Origin of the sequence: Campylobacter sp. JMF_08 NE1, assembly GCF_027737875.1 — a bacterium.
Lineage (GTDB): Bacteria > Campylobacterota > Campylobacteria > Campylobacterales > Campylobacteraceae > Campylobacter_B.
In genome coordinates this window covers 38,231-53,925 of record NZ_JAOVUC010000003.1, presented here as the reverse complement: position 1 = coordinate 53,925, position 15,695 = coordinate 38,231, and the positions used below count along the sequence as shown (strand labels likewise).

The following is a 15,695-nucleotide window of genomic DNA, read 5'->3' as shown; positions in this document are numbered from 1 at the left end:
AGAGAGTATGACACATACAGAAATTTTAAATTTTCGCCACGCATGCAAAATTTTTGACGAAAACAAAAAAATATCAGACGAGGATTTCAGAGCAATCCTAGAAGCTGGAATTTTAGCTCCAAGCTCGACTGGGCTTGAACAATGGGATTTTTTGGTTATACAAAATGATGAAATGAAGCAAAAAATTTGCAATCTTTGCTGGAAACAGCCTCAAATCACCACCTCAGCGCGCCTTGTCGTAATCATGGCGAAAATTTCTGAGCTCAAAAACGGTAGCGAATATATCGCCAAAATGATTTCTCGTCGTGAGGACAAAAGCGCAGAAGAGCGCGAGGCGAGGGTGAAATTCTACGATGAATTTTTAAATGCAAATTTCAAAAACGACGATGAATTGCTATTTGGCTGGTCGCACGCTCAGTGTATGTTCGCAGCGATGACCATGATGAACGAGGCCGCAAGCCGTGGGATCGATAGCTGCGCAATCGAGGGGATAGATGATAGGCTTGAACTAACAAGGGTGCTAGGATACGAGCCAAACGACCGCCGCGTGGCACTCGTGCTTCCGTTTGGATACCGCGTAAATCCACAGCCTAAAAAACTACGCCGTGCATTTGACGATGTCGTAAAAGTGATAAAATAAAGGGAATTTCGTGAAAAAGCTTTTTTCTTTTACCCTTGTTTGCGCACTTTTTGCTGGTTGCGCGCACAAGGCCGAGTTCAAAAACGGCGCAGATGTCGCCCCGTATGATGAAAATATCCTAGTCGCAAACGCAATGCAGGAAGCCCAAATTTATATCCCGGCTGATATTATGAGCGAGCAAACTTTCATCTCTTCAACTAGCCTTGGCAAAAAAAAGGATCTAACCCTTAGCCTTGGCGAGTTTGTCGGAGGCGAGACAAAGCGATTTATCGGCTCGTATTTGCTCCGCGCAAATCTCGTAAATGATGAAAAACTCATAAGCCCTAGCGCGCTTTTAGTCGTCCCGCAAATCAGCGATTTTAAATTTGGCTTTTATAGCGCAGACGGCTTCGATGTGACGGCAAAGCCATTTATCAGCTACGATTTGAAGCTTAAAATTCTAAAAAACGGCAAGCCGATTTATAATAAAACAATCTCTACAAACGAGCGAAATTTCGGCGACAGCGAGTTTTTCGGCGGAGGCGATGGCTCGTATGAGCAACTAGCCGAAATTTTCCAAAAAGCCCTTGCCAACGACTACGCAATCCATGCCAGAGAGATTATCGATACGATAAATTTGGCGGATTAATCCAAATGCCCCTTTGCCAAAAGGGGCTAAATTTGGCGCGAATTTACTACTTAAATTTGACATAAAAGCGAAATTTCACGCCTCTTTTGGGCGCAGATTATCGCGGATAATTTCAAAATCATCGTTTTCTTTGCCGTAATTAAATGTAATTTCCACGATTTTTAGCAATCTTGAAGTGATTTCATTGACGATTTCCATATCGTTCATCAGCGAGGTCGCCATTTTATTCGAAATCAGCTTCCCAGCTAGAAGTTTATCGGGTGCAAGCGCGCTTTTGCGGTATTCTTCAAAAAGCGCCCTAAGCTCCTTCATACCCTCTTTGCTATCAATTTCGAAATCGCGCAAACTCTCCATAATTCGAAGCATTTTTACGATTTTTGCGCGCAGTTTGTCGTATTCGGCGCGGATATGCTCGTTCGATGAGCTCATAAATTTAAAGATATTTGGCTGGATTAGTTTGACATCTTTTAGCGTTTCGGCTAGAAGCAGGCTAGCTCTGCGGATATTCATAAAGCGCGTCAAATCGCTGTCTTTGGCGTTTGCGCTAGCGCCGATGAGGTAGTCTGTGATTTGCGAATAAAGCTCTTTGAAGCGGTTTTCGTAAAGCTCGTCGAAATTTATCTCCTTTGGCTTCGAGCGTTTGGCGATAATCTCAGCCGAGCCAAGCTCCGAGCTAAGGTCATTTTTGCTAATGCTGATTGATTTTGCCACGATTGAGACGGTGTTAGAATACAACCTGCCCATTTCTTTGATAAGCAGGATAAATGCCGTATTTGGCACCTTTTGCGCGTTTTCATCGAGAAATTTTGCCTTGATGATTTTGGCGCGTTTGACCTTGCCGGTGATGATTTTGTTTAGTAAAATTTCAAGTTTTGAAATCAGCGGATAAAAAATCATGCACCCAAAAGCATTAAAAATCGTGTGAAAAACAGCGAGTTTGAGCGCGTAATCATCGCTTTTTATCCCCACATACGCACTCACCCAGTCTGTGGCAAGCACAAAGTATTTTATCAGTGCGATCACCAAAACAGCCGTGGCGACATTGAAAATCACATGGCCAAGCATTAGCTTTTTTCCGTCGAAATTCGCCGAAAGTGAGCCGATGACTGCCACGATTGTGCTTCCGATATTTGAGCCAATGGCGATTGCGATTGCGTTTTCGTAGCTTATCTGCGACGCGCCAAGAGCTGCGATGACAAGGGCGAGTGTGGCGTGCGAACTCTGGGTCAGTATCGTAATGACAATACCTACAAATGTGTAAATCAAAAGCCCGCCAAACCCGCTCATAGCGTATTTTGCTAGATCGACCGTGTCTTTGATTTCCTCAAATCCGCCTTTCATATAGTGGATTCCTAAAAACAAAAGCCCTAAACTAAATAAAAAATAGCCAAAACTTTTGGAATTTTGATTTTTGGTGAATAAAAAGAGTGAGCCTAGGATTATCAGGGGCATTGCGTAGTATGCGATTTGGGTTTTTAGCCCCAGTGCAAAGAGCCAGCCGCCAGAAACTGTGCCCAAATTTGCCCCGCAAATGATAGCTAGCCCAGCGCTAAGCCCGATTAGCCCTGCGCTTAAAAACGATATCGCAAGCACGCTAACTAGGCCACTTGATTGCATGATAAAGGTCGTAATAAACCCAAAAAGGAAGCTTTTAAATTTGCTAGAAGTTACGCTGTGTAAGAAATTTTCGATTATGCTTAGACCGCTTAGGGCTTGATTTAGCAAATTTATCGCAAAGATAAAAATGCAAATTCCAAAGGCGATTGTCATAAAGCTCTTTGAATACGCCATTAGCGCACAGGCGATGATAAGGATAAGGCCAAAGGCGATTTTGTGCCTTAAATCAATTAGTTTTTTTAAAAAATCATTTTGGATTTGCAACTTTTTCCTTTTTTTATTTTTGAGGCTTTTAAAAGTCGAAATATTACAATATTTTGCGTAAATTTGGGATTAAAATCTAAATTTAAAGGTTGAAATTTAAAGGGAACTTTGAAGAATTTTAAAATTTAAAATTCGGGATTTCTCCCGAATTTTGATTATTTGCTAATTAGCTCGATATATGCCATCTCGGCTGCGTCGCCACGGCGAACGCGAGTTTTGATGATACGAGTATAGCCGCCATTTACGCCCTCGTATTTTGGAGCGATTTCGGTAACTAGTTTGTTTGTTGCGCCTTTGTCTTGTAATGCAGCGAAAACAAATCTATGAGCTTCGCTATCGCCTTTTCTAGCTCTTGTGATTAGTTTTTCAGCATAACTTCTAAGCTCTTTTGCCTTAGGAAGCGTTGTCTCGATTTTGCCGCTATTTACTAGTGCGATAGTTAAATTTTTTAGCAGTGCAGCACGATGAGACGAAGTGCGACCTAGCTTTCTATATCCGTGATTGTGTCTCATTTATTATCCTTAATTTTTTGATTGTGCTTTAAGCTCTTCAAGCTTTTGTTTAAGGCTATCTTTTTTGCTTAAAAATTCTGGTTTATCATTACTCAATGGATAACCGATTTCTTCCATAATGCCTTTAATCTCTTCAAGAGATTTTTTACCTAAATTTTTAAGGTCTTTTAGCTCTGATTCGCTCATAATAGCGATTTCACCGACAAATTTAATATCGGCTTTTTCTAAGCAGTTAAAGCTTCTTGCACTTAAATTCAAACTATTAATGCTTTCAAATAATTTAGCAAATTCTGAATTTGTAGGGATTTGTTTTCCCAAAGTATCAGAAATATTGATATTTACTATGCCTTTGAAAACGCTTAGTTGTTGATACATAGCCTCTAACGCATTTTTAAATGCGTCGATTGCGCTTACTTGTCCGTCAGTTGTGATCGTAAATACTACTCTTTCGAAGTCTGGGTTATCCTCGACTAGGATATTTTCGATATCATACACTGCTTTTGTAACAGGCGTAAAGAAAGCGTCAAGCGCGATATAATCGCTATCAAGAGTGTCTCTTATCTCTTCGCTTGGAACATAACCAATGCCCTTTTCTACGATTAGAGTAAATTTCAAATCGGCATCTTCGTTAATAGTAGCCAAATATGCGCTAGGATTTACTACATCGACCAAATCGTTGGCAAGATCGCTTCCGCAAATCTCTTTTGGTCCTTTGAAGCTGTATTCTACAACCTCTCTTTTTGAATCGCCTTTGATTTTAAATCTTAGGCTTTTCAAATTTATGATAAATGCAGCAACATCTTCGAGCATACCTCTCATACTGTCAAATTCGTGGGTTACACCCTCGATTTTGACAGCAGTCGGAGCGAATCCGACGGTGCTAGTATATAGCAATCTTCTTAAAGGGTGAGCCAGAGTGACGCCGTATCCTGTCTCAAAAGGATATGCTACGATTTTAGCAACATTTTCGCTGACATTTTCAACCTTTAATTCAGTTGGCATATGAGCTGATGTTGTAATTTTTCTCATGTTTCACCTACTATTTAGAGTAAAGCTCTACGATAAATCTTTCCTCGACAGGAATAACTATTTCATCTCTTTCTGGAACGCGTGAGAAAATTCCGTATCTTTTCTCTTTCTCTACATCGACCCAAGCAACGATACCTGTTTGAGCTGTCAAATCAACCGCTCTTGAAATTTGAGGATTGTTTTTGCTTTTTTCGATAACTTCGATTTTTTGTCCAGCTTTTACATTGTATGATGGGATATCTAGTCTTTTTCCATCGACTAAAATATGTCCGTGAGTTACAAGTTGTCTTGCAAAACGGCGAGTTGTAGCAAAACCCATTCTATAAACAACATTATCAAGTCTTTGCTCTAATAGTTGGATTAAAATCGCACCTGTGTTTCCATCGCGACGAGCAGCTTCTGCGAATAGTTTGCGGAATTGTTTCTCGCTAACGCCATACATAAATTTAGCTTTTTGTTTTTCTCTTAATTGTGAGCCGTATTCGCTAAGTTTAGCGCGTCTTTGTCCGTGTTGGCCTGGCGCATAAGGTCTTTTTAGAAGAGCGCTTTTTCCAGCTAGTCTTCTTTCGCCTTTCATAAATAAATCAACGCCTAGTCTTCTTTCTAATTTTTCAACTGGTCCTGTATATCTAGCCATTATATTCTCCTAAATTTATTATACGCGGCGGCGTTTTGGTGGTCTGCAACCATTGTGAGCCAAAGGAGTAATGTCTTTGAAATATGTAACTTTAATACCCTCAATAGCACCCACGCTCTTTACAGCAGTTTCTCTACCGCTACCTGGACCTTGAACTTTGATACCAACTTCTTTAATGCCATGCTCTTTTGCTTTGCCAAGCGCATCTTCTACTGCTTGTTGAGCTGCGTATGGAGTTGATTTTTTGCTGCCTTTAAATCCTAGTCCGCCAGCACTGCTCCATGCGATAGCATTTCCCATTTCGTCTGTAACTGTAATCATTGTGTTATTAAATGTAGCAGAGATATAAACGATACCTTTTGCTATATTTTTTCTAACGGTTTTTTTCTTAACAACTTTTCTTTTTGCCATTTCTTAATCCTTATTTAGTTGCCGCGCCGACAGTTTTGCGTTTGCCCTTGCGGGTTCTAGCATTTGTCTTTGTTTTTTGGCCGCGAACAGGAAGACCTTTTCTGTGTCTTAAACCTCTATAACCACCCAAATCCATCAAAGCTTTGATATTCATCGCAACTTCTTTTCTAAGATCACCCTCAACCATATAGTTTTCTTGGATCTCTTTGCGGATTGTAGCAGCCTCATCTTCGCTTAGATCAGCAACTCTTTTGTCGTAAGAAATGCCAGTGGCATCAAGAATTTTTCTTGAAGTAAAAAGACCTATACCATAGATATAAGTTAGGCCATACTCAATTCTTTTTTTCTTTGGTAAATCAACACCTGCGATACGAGCCATAACTTATCCTTGTCTTTGTTTATGTTTTGGATTGTCACAAATTACATGGACAACACCTTTGCGTTTGACGACTTTACATTTGTCGCACATCTTCTTAACAGAAGGACGAACTTTCATCCTACACTCCTAAAATTTTATTCCGCTTAATGCAACTTGCACTTAGGTTTAACGAATTTCAGGCGAAAGTATCAAACCAACTGTTTTCAAAATAGCGGTGATTTTGAAAACACTTCTTCACGCAGTTAGTTGCAAAAAATGGCAAATTTATCCAAATTTAGCTTTAAATTTACTTATTTAACACACAAAATTTAAATTAAATTTTTGCAAATTTTGATAAAATAACCAAATTTTATTTCAGGGGGCAGGTATGAATTTCGACAAAATAACCAAAAATTTGGAAAAATTAGGCTACAAGGTCAGCGCTTTTGAGAGCAAAGAAAAGGCTGTGGAGTATCTAAATATCTATATCCACGATGTCAGCGTGGGCTTTGGCGGTTCGATGAGTGTCAAGGAAATGGGGCTATATGAGAGTCTTAGAGAGCACAACGAAACCTACTGGCACTGGCTACTTGACAAAAATCTCAGCGTCGATGAAACGCGCAAAAAAGCCCTTACGACCGATGTTTATATCTCGTCTGTCAATGGCATTTCAGAAGACGGCGAAATCATCAACATCGACGGCACCGGTAACCGCATAGCAGCGATTTGCTACGGGCACAAAAAGGTCTATTTCATCGTGGGTAAAAACAAAATCGCGCCAGATTTTGATAGCGCGATGAGCAGGGCTAGAAACATAGCCGCCGTGAAAAATACAAATCGCTTTAAATCAAAAACCCCATGTGTGGCAAACGGGGATAAATGCTACGATTGCAAGAGCAAAGAGCGCATGTGTAGGGGGTTTAGCATATTTTACTATCCGCCGTATGGCTGTGAATACGAAGTGATTTTGATCAACGAAAATTTAGGATTTTAAGCAAATTTCGCTGTTTTGCCTGAAATCACCTAGACCAAATCCCTACAATAATAAATTCAAAGCGTTTAAATTTAAATTTGTAATGAATTAAAAATTTAAACGCTAAATTCGCAAATTTCGCGCCATAATAAATTTTATTCTAATCCTAAATTTAGTATAATCGCGGGATATTTTTTATTTAAGGACAAATCATGAGACCAGTTATACTCGATAGCGTAAAACATGCAGATCTAAAATACCACGCAGACGCGATTCCAAACGAGCCGTTTGTGCCTGTAATCGCGCCTGAGGTTCCAGCGTGTTCTGATAAACTAGTCATCGTTTTTACAAACGAACCTGAGCCAAAAATGGTAGCACTTCTAGGCCGTTCAAAAAACCTTTTAATCGACAAAAGCTACAAAGGCATGGTGCCATCAGCTATCCAAAACTACCCATTTTTCCTAGCCAAAATCGAAGATCGCATGGTGATTTGCTTCGATGAGGACGCCAAACAAATCAAAGGCGAGGGCGAGGCGCTGTTTGAAGAGGGCAAACCAACGCAGTTTTTGGAAAATTTGAAAAGCGTAATGAAAAACTATTGGGAGCTAAACGCCATTACTAGCGAGGCTGCAAAAGAGCTAAAAGAGGCTGGTGTTTTGGAGGCAAAAGAGCTAAATATCCAAAAAGACGGCGAGACGATTACGCTATTAAACGGCTTTTTGATACTAAACCGCGATAAACTTTTGAGCCTAGATGATAAAAAACTAGCCGAATTTGCGCGCAAAGGCTATTTGGAGCTAGCATTTTTCCACCTAAAAAGCCTAAGCAATCTACAAACCCTAGGCGATAAAATCATGGCAAAAGACGCGCCAAAAAGCAATTAAAGAGCAAATTCAAAGGAAATTTAATGATACCATTTAGCGATGAAGAGCTTTTAGGCCCTGTTAAGGCTAGCCTCGATACTATCCGCCCAATGCTACAAAACGACGGCGGTGATATGGAGCTTCGTGGCATTAAAAACGGCGTTGTGTATGTTACGCTCACAGGACATTGTCATGGTTGCGCTGCTAGCGGACAGACGCTGAAATTTGGCGTAGAAAGACAGCTTCGTATGGATATCCACCCAGAACTTAGCGTCGTAAATATCCCACAAGGCGAGAATTTTGAGCTATAAATCAAAAGGGCTAAACGCCCTAAAATCTGGCAAATTTGAGTTTGCTAAAACATTTTTTGCCTTAGCGCAAGAGCAAAAACCAAGCGATGAGCTTTTGTTTTTAATCGAGCTTTGCGATTTGGGGCTTAGCGAGCCAGAAGAGGCCTTGATGCTGTATGAATTTTATACCCTAAAACCTAAGCCAAAACCTAGCGTTTTGTTTCGAATTTTAAACTCAATTAACGAAAAAATTGTTAAGAAAAATGCTGAAATTTCAAAGAAATTTTCAGATGAGGCTGAGGGGATAGACGCGATTTTATACAAAGATTTCATGCGTGTTGTAAAGGAGAGCGGAAGCTTTAAAAATGTCTTTGAGAGCGTGATTTTCTCGTCAAAAATCGCGGTTGAGAACAAAGACGAGATGATCGAGTTTTTGCAAAATTTGCTTGCAAATGGATTTGATGAAATTTGCATTAATTATATCGAGGCGAGTTCGGAGCATTTCGCTGGGGATTTGCGCCTAGATGAGATTATAAAAAAGATAAAAAATGAAAATAGGGATTAAAAATAGTTTTATCACCGATAATTCGGGCGAGTGCGAGAGCGGGTGCTATTTTGTGCAAACTAGCGCAAATGCCAAATTTAGCGCACAAGCCGAGCAAAACGGCGCACAAATTATTTCTATTGGCGAAGCAAAGGCGCTTTTAGGGATTGATGAGAGTATCAAAATCGTAGGTATTACCGGAACTAACGGCAAGACTACGACCGCTGCACTGATTTATTCTATGCTTTTGGATTTGGGGTATTCTGTGGGGCTGTGTGGCACCAGGGGGGCTTTCATAAATGATAAAAGAATCGATGAAAAGGGGCTTACGACAAGCTCTGTTTTTAAAACGATGAGTTATTTGCTAGAAGCAACTAAGCAAAAATGCGAATTTTTCGTCATGGAGGTTAGCTCTCACGCAATCGCGCAAAACCGCATTGAAGGGCTAAATTTCGCGCTTAAAATTTTTACAAATTTAAGCCAAGACCATTTGGATTATCATAAAACTATGAGCGAATACGCCGCGGTAAAAAGCTCGTTTTTCGCCGATGAGAGCGCAAAGCTTATCAACAAAGACGACGGCCATATCGAATTTAACCTAAAAAACGCCCTAACTTATGGCGTGAAAAATCCAGCTACTTTTAGTGTGTTAGCTTACAGCGTAAAAGGCGCAATCGACGCTATGATAAAAACTCCAAATGGCGAGTTTGAAATTTCTAGTGAATTAATCGGCGAATTTAACCTTTACAACGCCCTAGCAGCCTTTGGCGCAGTTAAAATGCTAACTAATAAAAACGAAAAAGATATCGCAAGGGCTTTGTCGAATTTCGCAGGGGTTGAGGGCAGGGTGCAAGTAGTAGCCAAAAATCCCCTTGTCATCGTGGATTTCGCACACACGCCAGATGGGATCGAAAAGGTGCTAAATGCGCTCAAAGATAACGAACTAATCGTGGTTTTTGGCGCAGGTGGCGACAGAGATCCTCTAAAACGCCCATTAATGGGGGCTATGGTGGAGCATTTCGCTAAAATTGCAATCATCACTAGTGATAATCCACGAAGCGAAGACCCCGAAAAAATCATCGCCCAAATCGAAGAGGGTATGCGAGATAAAGAAAAAATCACAAAAATCGTAGATCGCAAAGAGGCGATTAAAAAGGCGATAAATTTGGCGCAAAATGGCGAAGTGGTCGTGATTTTGGGCAAGGGTGATGAAACATACCAAGAGATAAAGGGTGTAAAATATCCATTTAGCGATAAAGATGTCGTTTTAGAGATTTTAAAGGAGCAAAAATGAAAATAACAATGCTTCAAAGCAAAATTCACAGAGCCCGTGTAACGGACGCAAATCTAAATTATGTCGGCTCGATTACGATTGATAAAGAGCTTTTAAAAGCCAGTGGCATGATAGAGTTTCAAAAGGTTGAAATTTTAAATATCAACAATGGCGAGAGATTTAGCACATATATCATCGAGGGCGAGAAAAAGGGCGAGATTTGCCTAAATGGCGCGGCTGCGCGCAAAGTCTGCGTAGGCGATGTCATCATTATCGTAAGTTATGCACAAATGAAGCCAGACGAGGCGAAAAAATTCAGGCCAAAAATCGTGCATGTAAATGAAAAAAATGAGATTGTGGAGTAAGAGATGTTTGAGGGAATGGATTTTAGCAAAATGGGCGAAATGATCGAGCAAATGCAAGAAAAGGCAAAGCAGATCCAAGAAGAAAACGCCAAAAAAGAATTTAGCGTCAAAGTCGGCGCTGGTATGGTCGCTATCAAAATCAACGGCGCTGGCGAGGTTTTGGATGTGGAGATCGACGATAGCCTTTTGGAGGATAAAGACAGCTTGCAAATTTTGCTAATCTCAGCGATAAATGACGCCGTAAAACTCATAGAAAACGAAAAGAAAAACGCCGCAACTGCCATGCTAGGTGGTCTTGGCGGACTAGGCGGATTTGGCGCGAATTAGGAATAAAAATGGAAATTTTAAAGGAATTTAAAGAGTATTTGCACGAAAATCCGCTTCACGCACCTAGCTTTCACCCATATTTCGAAGAGGCGTTAAATTATATGTTGGGTGCTGGTGGGAAGCATTTTCGCGCTCAACTGCTTCTTGGCGTGGTCGCTGCTATAAATAAAGAAAAATTTGCAGACGCCCTGCCTGTCGCAAAAGCCCTAGAAATGGTGCATACATACTCGCTAATCCACGATGATTTACCCGCTATGGACAATGCTGATTTTAGGCGCGCTCATCAAACCATACACAAAAAATACGATGAGGTTACAGCGATACTCGTGGGCGACGCGTTAAATACTGACGCTTTTTTGGTGATTTCTAAGTCAAATTTAAGCGCAGAAATTAAGGTAAAATGCGTTGAAATTTTAGCCAAAAATGCCGGTTCAGCGGGCATGGTTTTGGGTCAAGCGATTGATTGTTATTTTGAGAAAAAACACCTAGAAATATCAGATTTAAAATTTTTGCACCTTCACAAAACAGGCGCCCTAATAGCCGCTTCGTTTGAACTAGGCGCTGTTATTGCGGGTTTGGGCGATGAAAAGGCGAGGAAATTTTATGGCGTCGGGCTAAATTTGGGACTAGCTTTTCAGATACAAGATGACATCATCGACGCTACGCAAAGCTCCCAAATCGCAGGAAAGCCTACTATGCACGACACAGATAAAAATTCTTTTACAAATTTACTCGGCGTCGAACGCGCCAAAGAGTATAAAAACTCACTCATTTCGCAAATCGAAGAAAGCATGAGCGATGAGAGTGAAAATTTACAAAATTTAGTATCAAATTTGATAAACAAATATCTGAAAGGATAAAAATGAGAAGTAAAATTTCAAACACCATTAAATTTTTGAGTGCGGATATGATCCAAAAGGCAAATTCTGGCCACCCGGGCACTCCTATGGGGCTAAGCGATGTGATGAGCGTGCTTATGGAAAAGCTAGTGCATAATCCAAAAAACCCAAACTGGCTAAACCGCGATCGCCTAGTGTTTTCCGGCGGTCATGCAAGTGCTTTGGTGTATAGCTATCTCTATCTGAGTGGCTATGATATCGCGCTGGAAGATTTGAAAAATTTCCGTCAGCTTCACTCCAAAACCCCAGGCCACCCAGAAATCACAACCCCAGGCGTAGAAATCGCCACAGGTCCGCTAGGTCAAGGCGTGGCAAACGCTGTGGGTTTTGCAATGGCGGCAAAATACGCTGCAAATTTGCTAAATGACGAAAACACAAAGGTAATCGATCATAAAATTTACTGCCTTTGCGGGGACGGCGATTTAGAGGAAGGTATCAGCTACGAAGCATGCGCGCTGGCAGGTTGCCATAGCCTAGATAATCTCGTCATTATCTATGATAGCAACAAAATCACGATTGATGGCTCAACTTCGATTGCATGGGACGAGGATATCAAGGTTCGCTTCGAAGCACAAGGCTTTGAGGTGGCTCGCATAGACGGACACAATTTCGACCAAATCGAATTTGCCCTAGATGAGGCCAAAAACAAAACAAAACCATACCTAATCATCGCAAATACCGCTATCGGCAAGGGTGCATTAGAGCTAGAAGGTAGCCACAAAACTCACGGCGCACCTTTGGGTGAGGATCTCATAAAAAGAGCCAAAGAGGCACTGGGCTTTAACTCTGATGAGAGTTTTAGCGTGAGTGAAGATGTGCTTTTCGCCACTCGCGCAGCCGTAGAAAAGGGCGATTTGGCTGAGAAACTATGGAACGAAAAAATCGCAAATTTAAGCGCAGAGAAGAAAAATTTATTAAACTCGCTTCAAAATCCAAATTTTGACGCTATACAATTCCCTGATTTTAGCGGTCAAAAGGTCGCCACGCGCGATAGCAATGGCAAAATTTTAAACGCAATTGCGGCCGCGCTTCCTAGCTTCATAGGCGGAAGCGCAGACCTTGCGGCCTCTAATAAGACCGAATTAAAGGGCTTTGGCGACTTCCCGTATGGCAAAAATTTCCACTTCGGGATCCGCGAACACTCAATGGCTGCGATAAACAACGCAATCGCTAGATATGGACTATTTATCCCATTTTCTGCGACATTTTTTATTTTTAGCGACTATCTCAAAAACAGCGCTAGAATGGCGGCGCTTATGAGTCTAAGGCACTATTTCGTTTTCACTCACGATAGTATCGGTGTGGGCGAGGACGGCCCGACTCACGAGCCGATCGAGCAACTCTCAACCTTCCGCGCAATGCCGAATTTCTACACCTTCCGTCCAGCTGATGGCAACGAAAATGTAGAATGCTGGCGCGCAGCACTGGCCACAAACGCCCCTGCTGCCTTTGTTTGCTCACGCCAAGGCTTGGAAGCTTTGCCAAAGGCTGTATTTGGCGAGGCAAAAAACGGCGCGTATTTGATCAAAGAGTGCGAAAACGCCGATATTACGCTAGTAGCTAGTGGTAGCGAAGTAGGAATCTGCCTAAAAGCCGCCGCGCTTTTACAAAGCGAAAATATCAGAGCAAATGTCGTCAGTGCGCCTTGTTTCGAGCTTTTGTGCGAACAAAGTGAAGAATACAGGGCTAGAATTTTCAAAGGCAAAGTCCTAGCCGTCGAGGCCGCAAGTGCGCTAGAATGGTATAAATTCGCCGATGAAATTTTAGGTATGAAGAGCTTTGGCGAGAGCGCACCAGCTGGCGAGCTATTCAAACTTTTCGGTTTTAGCGATCTAAATGTCGCAAACGAAGCGAAAAAACTTCTAAATAGATAATCCAAAATTTAGCCAAATTCCAAAATTTGGCTAAATTCCTTTTAAATTTTATTAAATTTCACTAAATTTTACTTGCAATCGCTCGGTGAAATTACGATAGAAGCTAGGTTAGCATCAATCCCGGGCAGGGTGTAGCGCCACTCCATGGCGATTTCGTTATCTCTGTATTCGGCTAGCTCCTCAGCCTTGCAGTAAAGCTCCAAAAGCTCGCCACTTTTTAAAACCAAATTCGAGCGCAATTTGTCCTCGATTTGGCTGATTTTTTCCATTGCCTCTGGCGGAAGGTCGAATTCATAGTAGTGCGTCAAAAGGTTGTCTTGGCAGGTTATGTCGCTATAAATCACAACGCCGTTTTTGTATGGCAAATCTTTTTTGCTAGCCTTGATTAGCGCGATAGTTTCGGCGTTTTGGCATTTATCGGCGTTTTCTTGTTCGCTTTTATTTTGATTTGGAGCCGATAAAATTATCGTTTGCGTGGAAGTGGCTGGCGCCTCTGCCATCTCAGGCTCACTTGGCGCGAGATTTTTTGTATTTGGCTCATTAGAAACACTCGGCGCGCTTTTTTCTTGCGTGAAATTTGGCGCTTCTAGCGTCTTTGGCGTGCTTGCAATTTCATTTAAGCCATCTTTGCTCGCATCAAAAACAGCTGGCGTATCAGGCATGGCTAGCGTGGTAGAATTTATAGGTTTTGTCGGTGTTGCGGAGTTTGCGGCGGCGATTTTATCAAATTCGCGCGAAATTTCTAGCTCTATGGAATCATTTTTTTCGTGTTAGCTAAGCGCTGTTTTCCTCTTTTTTTCTCCTCTCCGCACCCCGCTAAAAGCACCAAAAGACCAGCCAAAACTAGAAATTTTCTCATAAATTTCCTTTTTTTAAATTTTGCAAGAATTATAACGATTTAGGGTTAAATTTGGCGTGATTAAATTTCGAAAATTTAAGGTAAATAAATTTAAACAAAATATTAATATTAACTAAAAAAAATCAATTAAATTTAAGTTGGGTGGGGGTATAATCACGGAACTTCATTTATTTTCAAAGGAATTTTTTATGAAAAAAATTATTAGTTTGAGCATAGTTGCTATGCTTGCATTGACAGGTTGCGTTGATACAAATACGCTTGGTTCTGATGTTTATGATGTAAATGACCTAAACACTCAACAAGACGCTAAAACCGTGCAAATTCTATCAATTATGCCGGCAAAAGTCGCTGTGGATAATACAGAAGCAAAACGCACAGCGCAAGGCATCGGCACACTTTTAGGCGCAGTTGGTGGTGCGATTTTGGGTAACAAAATGGGTGGCAGACGCCATGAAACAGGTGGCACGGTAGCTGGTGGCACCGTGGGCGCAGCTGGTGGATATGCTGCTGGTTCAATGGTAAAAGATAAAGTTGTCGTCGAGGGTGTTACGATTGCTTACAAACAAGGCACAAAACTAAAAACTTCAACACAAGCTGGTCGTATGTGTCAGTTTAAGGAAGGAACTGCTCTGTTGATTTCAACTCGCACAAAAGAGACTAGAATTCAACCAAACGCTGTTTGTCCAAAGGAAAAATAATGAAAAAATTTACTTTACTTTTCGCAGCTTTGCTTTGCACTGGTGCGTGGGCTGATTTGGAGGCGTTGCGCCAAGCCGAAATGGAGGGTCAAAGACAAGAAAGAGCCGCAGCTGCAAAAGCGCAAGCAAGAGCTGCTGCGAAAGAAAAAGCTAGACTTGAAGCCATTAGAGCAAAAGAGGCGAAAAAAGAGGCCAAAGAGGAGCGTATGTATCAAGATTATATGAAAGATAAAAAGCGCGACCAAGAATATGAGGATCTCAAACGCGAAATCGAAATCGAGAATATGCGTGTAGAACTTGAAGAAAAAAGAGCAATGCGCAAAGCGCGTGCTGCTAAGGCCGAGGATTTTGCCAAGGCTGAGCTAAATAACCTTGACGCTCATACAGATAGCATTAGAGCTGAGAGTGAAGCCACTAGAAATATGGCAAAAGGTCAGTATGACTATCTAAGCAAGTCAGGCGACGCTGCGATTAAACACGAAGAGAAAAAATAACAAAATTTTACAATTAGCACCATTTTTGGTGCTAATTTTCTTTAAACTTCATTAAAATCAAATTTAAAATTCCAAACATGTAACGAGATTTTTATTTCTGCATAAAGAAAATACTACGAAAAATCTCTAATCGGTTTTAA

The 15,695-nt window shown here is 41.2% G+C and carries 22 protein-coding genes; 13 read left to right on the top strand and 9 right to left on the bottom strand.

The annotated features are described in order from the left end of the window. The first annotated feature begins 7 nt into the window (after window positions 1-7). Both OFN91_RS03565 and OFN91_RS03560 read left to right on the top strand, forming a co-directional pair. Window positions 8-640, top strand: a complete 633-nt coding sequence (locus OFN91_RS03565) for an NAD(P)H-dependent oxidoreductase (RefSeq protein ID WP_270864760.1) — start codon at window positions 8-10, stop codon at window positions 638-640. 10 nt (window positions 641-650) lie between these two features. Then, a complete protein-coding gene (locus OFN91_RS03560) occupies window positions 651-1,268 on the top strand; it encodes a hypothetical protein (RefSeq protein ID WP_270873303.1) in 618 nt (205 codons plus the stop codon). Window positions 1,269-1,343: 75 nt separating this feature from the next. Here OFN91_RS03560 and OFN91_RS03555 read toward each other — a convergent pair whose 3' ends face one another. From OFN91_RS03555 to rpmJ, 7 genes are all read right to left on the bottom strand, one after another. Then, entirely contained in the window at window positions 1,344-3,149 is a 1,806-nt protein-coding gene (locus tag OFN91_RS03555) for a Na/Pi cotransporter family protein (RefSeq protein WP_270873302.1), read from the bottom strand. Between the two features lie 155 nt (window positions 3,150-3,304). After that, the gene (rplQ, locus tag OFN91_RS03550; protein ID WP_270858509.1) at window positions 3,305-3,661 is read right to left on the bottom strand and encodes a 50S ribosomal protein L17; all 357 of its coding nucleotides are present in this window, start codon (window positions 3,659-3,661) and stop codon (window positions 3,305-3,307) included. Window positions 3,662-3,670: 9 nt separating this feature from the next. Next, entirely contained in the window at window positions 3,671-4,690 is a 1,020-nt protein-coding gene (locus OFN91_RS03545; protein ID WP_270858510.1) for a DNA-directed RNA polymerase subunit alpha, read from the bottom strand. A gap of 10 nt (window positions 4,691-4,700) precedes the next feature. Next, window positions 4,701-5,327, bottom strand: coding sequence for a 30S ribosomal protein S4 (rpsD, locus tag OFN91_RS03540; RefSeq protein WP_270858511.1), 627 nt, complete (start codon window positions 5,325-5,327; stop codon window positions 4,701-4,703). Between the two features lie 18 nt (window positions 5,328-5,345). Next, window positions 5,346-5,738 (bottom strand): 30S ribosomal protein S11, encoded by a 393-nt coding sequence (rpsK, locus tag OFN91_RS03535; protein ID WP_270858512.1) that lies wholly within the window; start codon window positions 5,736-5,738, stop codon window positions 5,346-5,348. 10 nt (window positions 5,739-5,748) lie between these two features. Then, entirely contained in the window at window positions 5,749-6,117 is a 369-nt protein-coding gene (gene rpsM / locus OFN91_RS03530; RefSeq protein WP_270858513.1) for a 30S ribosomal protein S13, read from the bottom strand. A gap of 3 nt (window positions 6,118-6,120) precedes the next feature. Further along, window positions 6,121-6,234, bottom strand: coding sequence for a 50S ribosomal protein L36 (rpmJ, locus tag OFN91_RS03525; protein WP_270858514.1), 114 nt, complete (start codon window positions 6,232-6,234; stop codon window positions 6,121-6,123). 250 nt (window positions 6,235-6,484) lie between these two features. On the opposite strand from rpmJ, the gene OFN91_RS03520 reads away from it, so the two are divergent. The 9 genes from OFN91_RS03520 to tkt all read left to right on the top strand — a co-directional run bounded on the left by OFN91_RS03520 (window position 6,485) and on the right by tkt (window position 13,504). Further along, window positions 6,485-7,090, top strand: coding sequence for a lactate utilization protein (locus tag OFN91_RS03520; RefSeq protein WP_270862949.1), 606 nt, complete (start codon window positions 6,485-6,487; stop codon window positions 7,088-7,090). A gap of 191 nt (window positions 7,091-7,281) precedes the next feature. Next, a complete protein-coding gene (locus OFN91_RS03515; protein ID WP_270873301.1) occupies window positions 7,282-7,953 on the top strand; it encodes a SapC family protein in 672 nt (223 codons plus the stop codon). A gap of 23 nt (window positions 7,954-7,976) precedes the next feature. Further along, window positions 7,977-8,243, top strand: a complete 267-nt coding sequence (locus OFN91_RS03510; protein WP_270865819.1) for a NifU family protein — start codon at window positions 7,977-7,979, stop codon at window positions 8,241-8,243. Then, window positions 8,233-8,787, top strand: coding sequence for a histidine kinase (locus tag OFN91_RS03505; RefSeq protein ID WP_270873300.1), 555 nt, complete (start codon window positions 8,233-8,235; stop codon window positions 8,785-8,787). The genes OFN91_RS03510 and OFN91_RS03505 overlap by 11 nt, the downstream gene beginning before the upstream one ends. Beyond that, a complete protein-coding gene (locus tag OFN91_RS03500; protein WP_270873299.1) occupies window positions 8,771-10,060 on the top strand; it encodes a UDP-N-acetylmuramoyl-L-alanyl-D-glutamate--2,6-diaminopimelate ligase in 1,290 nt (429 codons plus the stop codon). The genes OFN91_RS03505 and OFN91_RS03500 overlap by 17 nt, the downstream gene beginning before the upstream one ends. Next, window positions 10,057-10,404, top strand: a complete 348-nt coding sequence (gene panD / locus OFN91_RS03495) for an aspartate 1-decarboxylase (protein ID WP_270865822.1) — start codon at window positions 10,057-10,059, stop codon at window positions 10,402-10,404. Before OFN91_RS03500 ends, panD begins: the two co-directional genes overlap by 4 nt. Before the next feature lie 3 nt (window positions 10,405-10,407). Continuing rightward, on the top strand, window positions 10,408-10,731 hold the full coding sequence (locus tag OFN91_RS03490; RefSeq protein WP_270858475.1) for a YbaB/EbfC family nucleoid-associated protein: 324 nt from the start codon (window positions 10,408-10,410) through the stop codon (window positions 10,729-10,731). Window positions 10,732-10,739: 8 nt separating this feature from the next. Beyond that, the gene (locus OFN91_RS03485; protein WP_270873298.1) at window positions 10,740-11,591 is read left to right on the top strand and encodes a polyprenyl synthetase family protein; all 852 of its coding nucleotides are present in this window, start codon (window positions 10,740-10,742) and stop codon (window positions 11,589-11,591) included. Between the two features lie 2 nt (window positions 11,592-11,593). Further along, entirely contained in the window at window positions 11,594-13,504 is a 1,911-nt protein-coding gene (tkt, locus tag OFN91_RS03480) for a transketolase (protein ID WP_270873297.1), read from the top strand. Between the two features lie 68 nt (window positions 13,505-13,572). Here the strand turns inward: tkt and OFN91_RS03475 are convergent, their stop codons facing one another. Both OFN91_RS03475 and OFN91_RS03470 read right to left on the bottom strand, forming a co-directional pair. Then, entirely contained in the window at window positions 13,573-14,166 is a 594-nt protein-coding gene (locus OFN91_RS03475) for a hypothetical protein (protein ID WP_270873296.1), read from the bottom strand. Between the two features lie 86 nt (window positions 14,167-14,252). Further along, on the bottom strand, window positions 14,253-14,363 hold the full coding sequence (locus OFN91_RS03470) for a lipoprotein (RefSeq protein ID WP_270873295.1): 111 nt from the start codon (window positions 14,361-14,363) through the stop codon (window positions 14,253-14,255). A 188-nt stretch (window positions 14,364-14,551) separates the two neighbouring features. On the opposite strand from OFN91_RS03470, the gene OFN91_RS03465 reads away from it, so the two are divergent. Next, window positions 14,552-15,061 (top strand): glycine zipper 2TM domain-containing protein, encoded by a 510-nt coding sequence (locus OFN91_RS03465; RefSeq protein ID WP_270873294.1) that lies wholly within the window; start codon window positions 14,552-14,554, stop codon window positions 15,059-15,061. Next, window positions 15,061-15,555 (top strand): DUF5384 family protein, encoded by a 495-nt coding sequence (locus tag OFN91_RS03460; RefSeq protein WP_270873293.1) that lies wholly within the window; start codon window positions 15,061-15,063, stop codon window positions 15,553-15,555. The genes OFN91_RS03465 and OFN91_RS03460 overlap by 1 nt, the downstream gene beginning before the upstream one ends. Window positions 15,556-15,695 lie beyond the last annotated feature (140 nt).

Coding starts and splice junctions, on each gene's coding strand:
- OFN91_RS03565 (WP_270864760.1), top strand. CDS start 8: ATGACACATACAGAAATTTTAAATTTTCGCCACGCATGCAAAATTTTT.
- rplQ (WP_270858509.1), bottom strand. CDS start 3,661: ATGAGACACAATCACGGATATAGAAAGCTAGGTCGCACTTCGTCTCAT.
- OFN91_RS03545 (WP_270858510.1), bottom strand. CDS start 4,690: ATGAGAAAAATTACAACATCAGCTCATATGCCAACTGAATTAAAGGTT.
- rpsD (WP_270858511.1), bottom strand. CDS start 5,327: ATGGCTAGATATACAGGACCAGTTGAAAAATTAGAAAGAAGACTAGGC.
- rpsK (WP_270858512.1), bottom strand. CDS start 5,738: ATGGCAAAAAGAAAAGTTGTTAAGAAAAAAACCGTTAGAAAAAATATA.
- rpsM (WP_270858513.1), bottom strand. CDS start 6,117: ATGGCTCGTATCGCAGGTGTTGATTTACCAAAGAAAAAAAGAATTGAG.
- rpmJ (WP_270858514.1), bottom strand. CDS start 6,234: ATGAAAGTTCGTCCTTCTGTTAAGAAGATGTGCGACAAATGTAAAGTC.
- OFN91_RS03520 (WP_270862949.1), top strand. CDS start 6,485: ATGAATTTCGACAAAATAACCAAAAATTTGGAAAAATTAGGCTACAAG.
- OFN91_RS03515 (WP_270873301.1), top strand. CDS start 7,282: ATGAGACCAGTTATACTCGATAGCGTAAAACATGCAGATCTAAAATAC.
- OFN91_RS03510 (WP_270865819.1), top strand. CDS start 7,977: ATGATACCATTTAGCGATGAAGAGCTTTTAGGCCCTGTTAAGGCTAGC.
- OFN91_RS03500 (WP_270873299.1), top strand. CDS start 8,771: ATGAAAATAGGGATTAAAAATAGTTTTATCACCGATAATTCGGGCGAG.
- panD (WP_270865822.1), top strand. CDS start 10,057: ATGAAAATAACAATGCTTCAAAGCAAAATTCACAGAGCCCGTGTAACG.
- OFN91_RS03490 (WP_270858475.1), top strand. CDS start 10,408: ATGTTTGAGGGAATGGATTTTAGCAAAATGGGCGAAATGATCGAGCAA.
- OFN91_RS03485 (WP_270873298.1), top strand. CDS start 10,740: ATGGAAATTTTAAAGGAATTTAAAGAGTATTTGCACGAAAATCCGCTT.
- tkt (WP_270873297.1), top strand. CDS start 11,594: ATGAGAAGTAAAATTTCAAACACCATTAAATTTTTGAGTGCGGATATG.
- OFN91_RS03475 (WP_270873296.1), bottom strand. CDS start 14,166: ATGCCTGATACGCCAGCTGTTTTTGATGCGAGCAAAGATGGCTTAAAT.
- OFN91_RS03470 (WP_270873295.1), bottom strand. CDS start 14,363: ATGAGAAAATTTCTAGTTTTGGCTGGTCTTTTGGTGCTTTTAGCGGGG.
- OFN91_RS03465 (WP_270873294.1), top strand. CDS start 14,552: ATGAAAAAAATTATTAGTTTGAGCATAGTTGCTATGCTTGCATTGACA.
- OFN91_RS03460 (WP_270873293.1), top strand. CDS start 15,061: ATGAAAAAATTTACTTTACTTTTCGCAGCTTTGCTTTGCACTGGTGCG.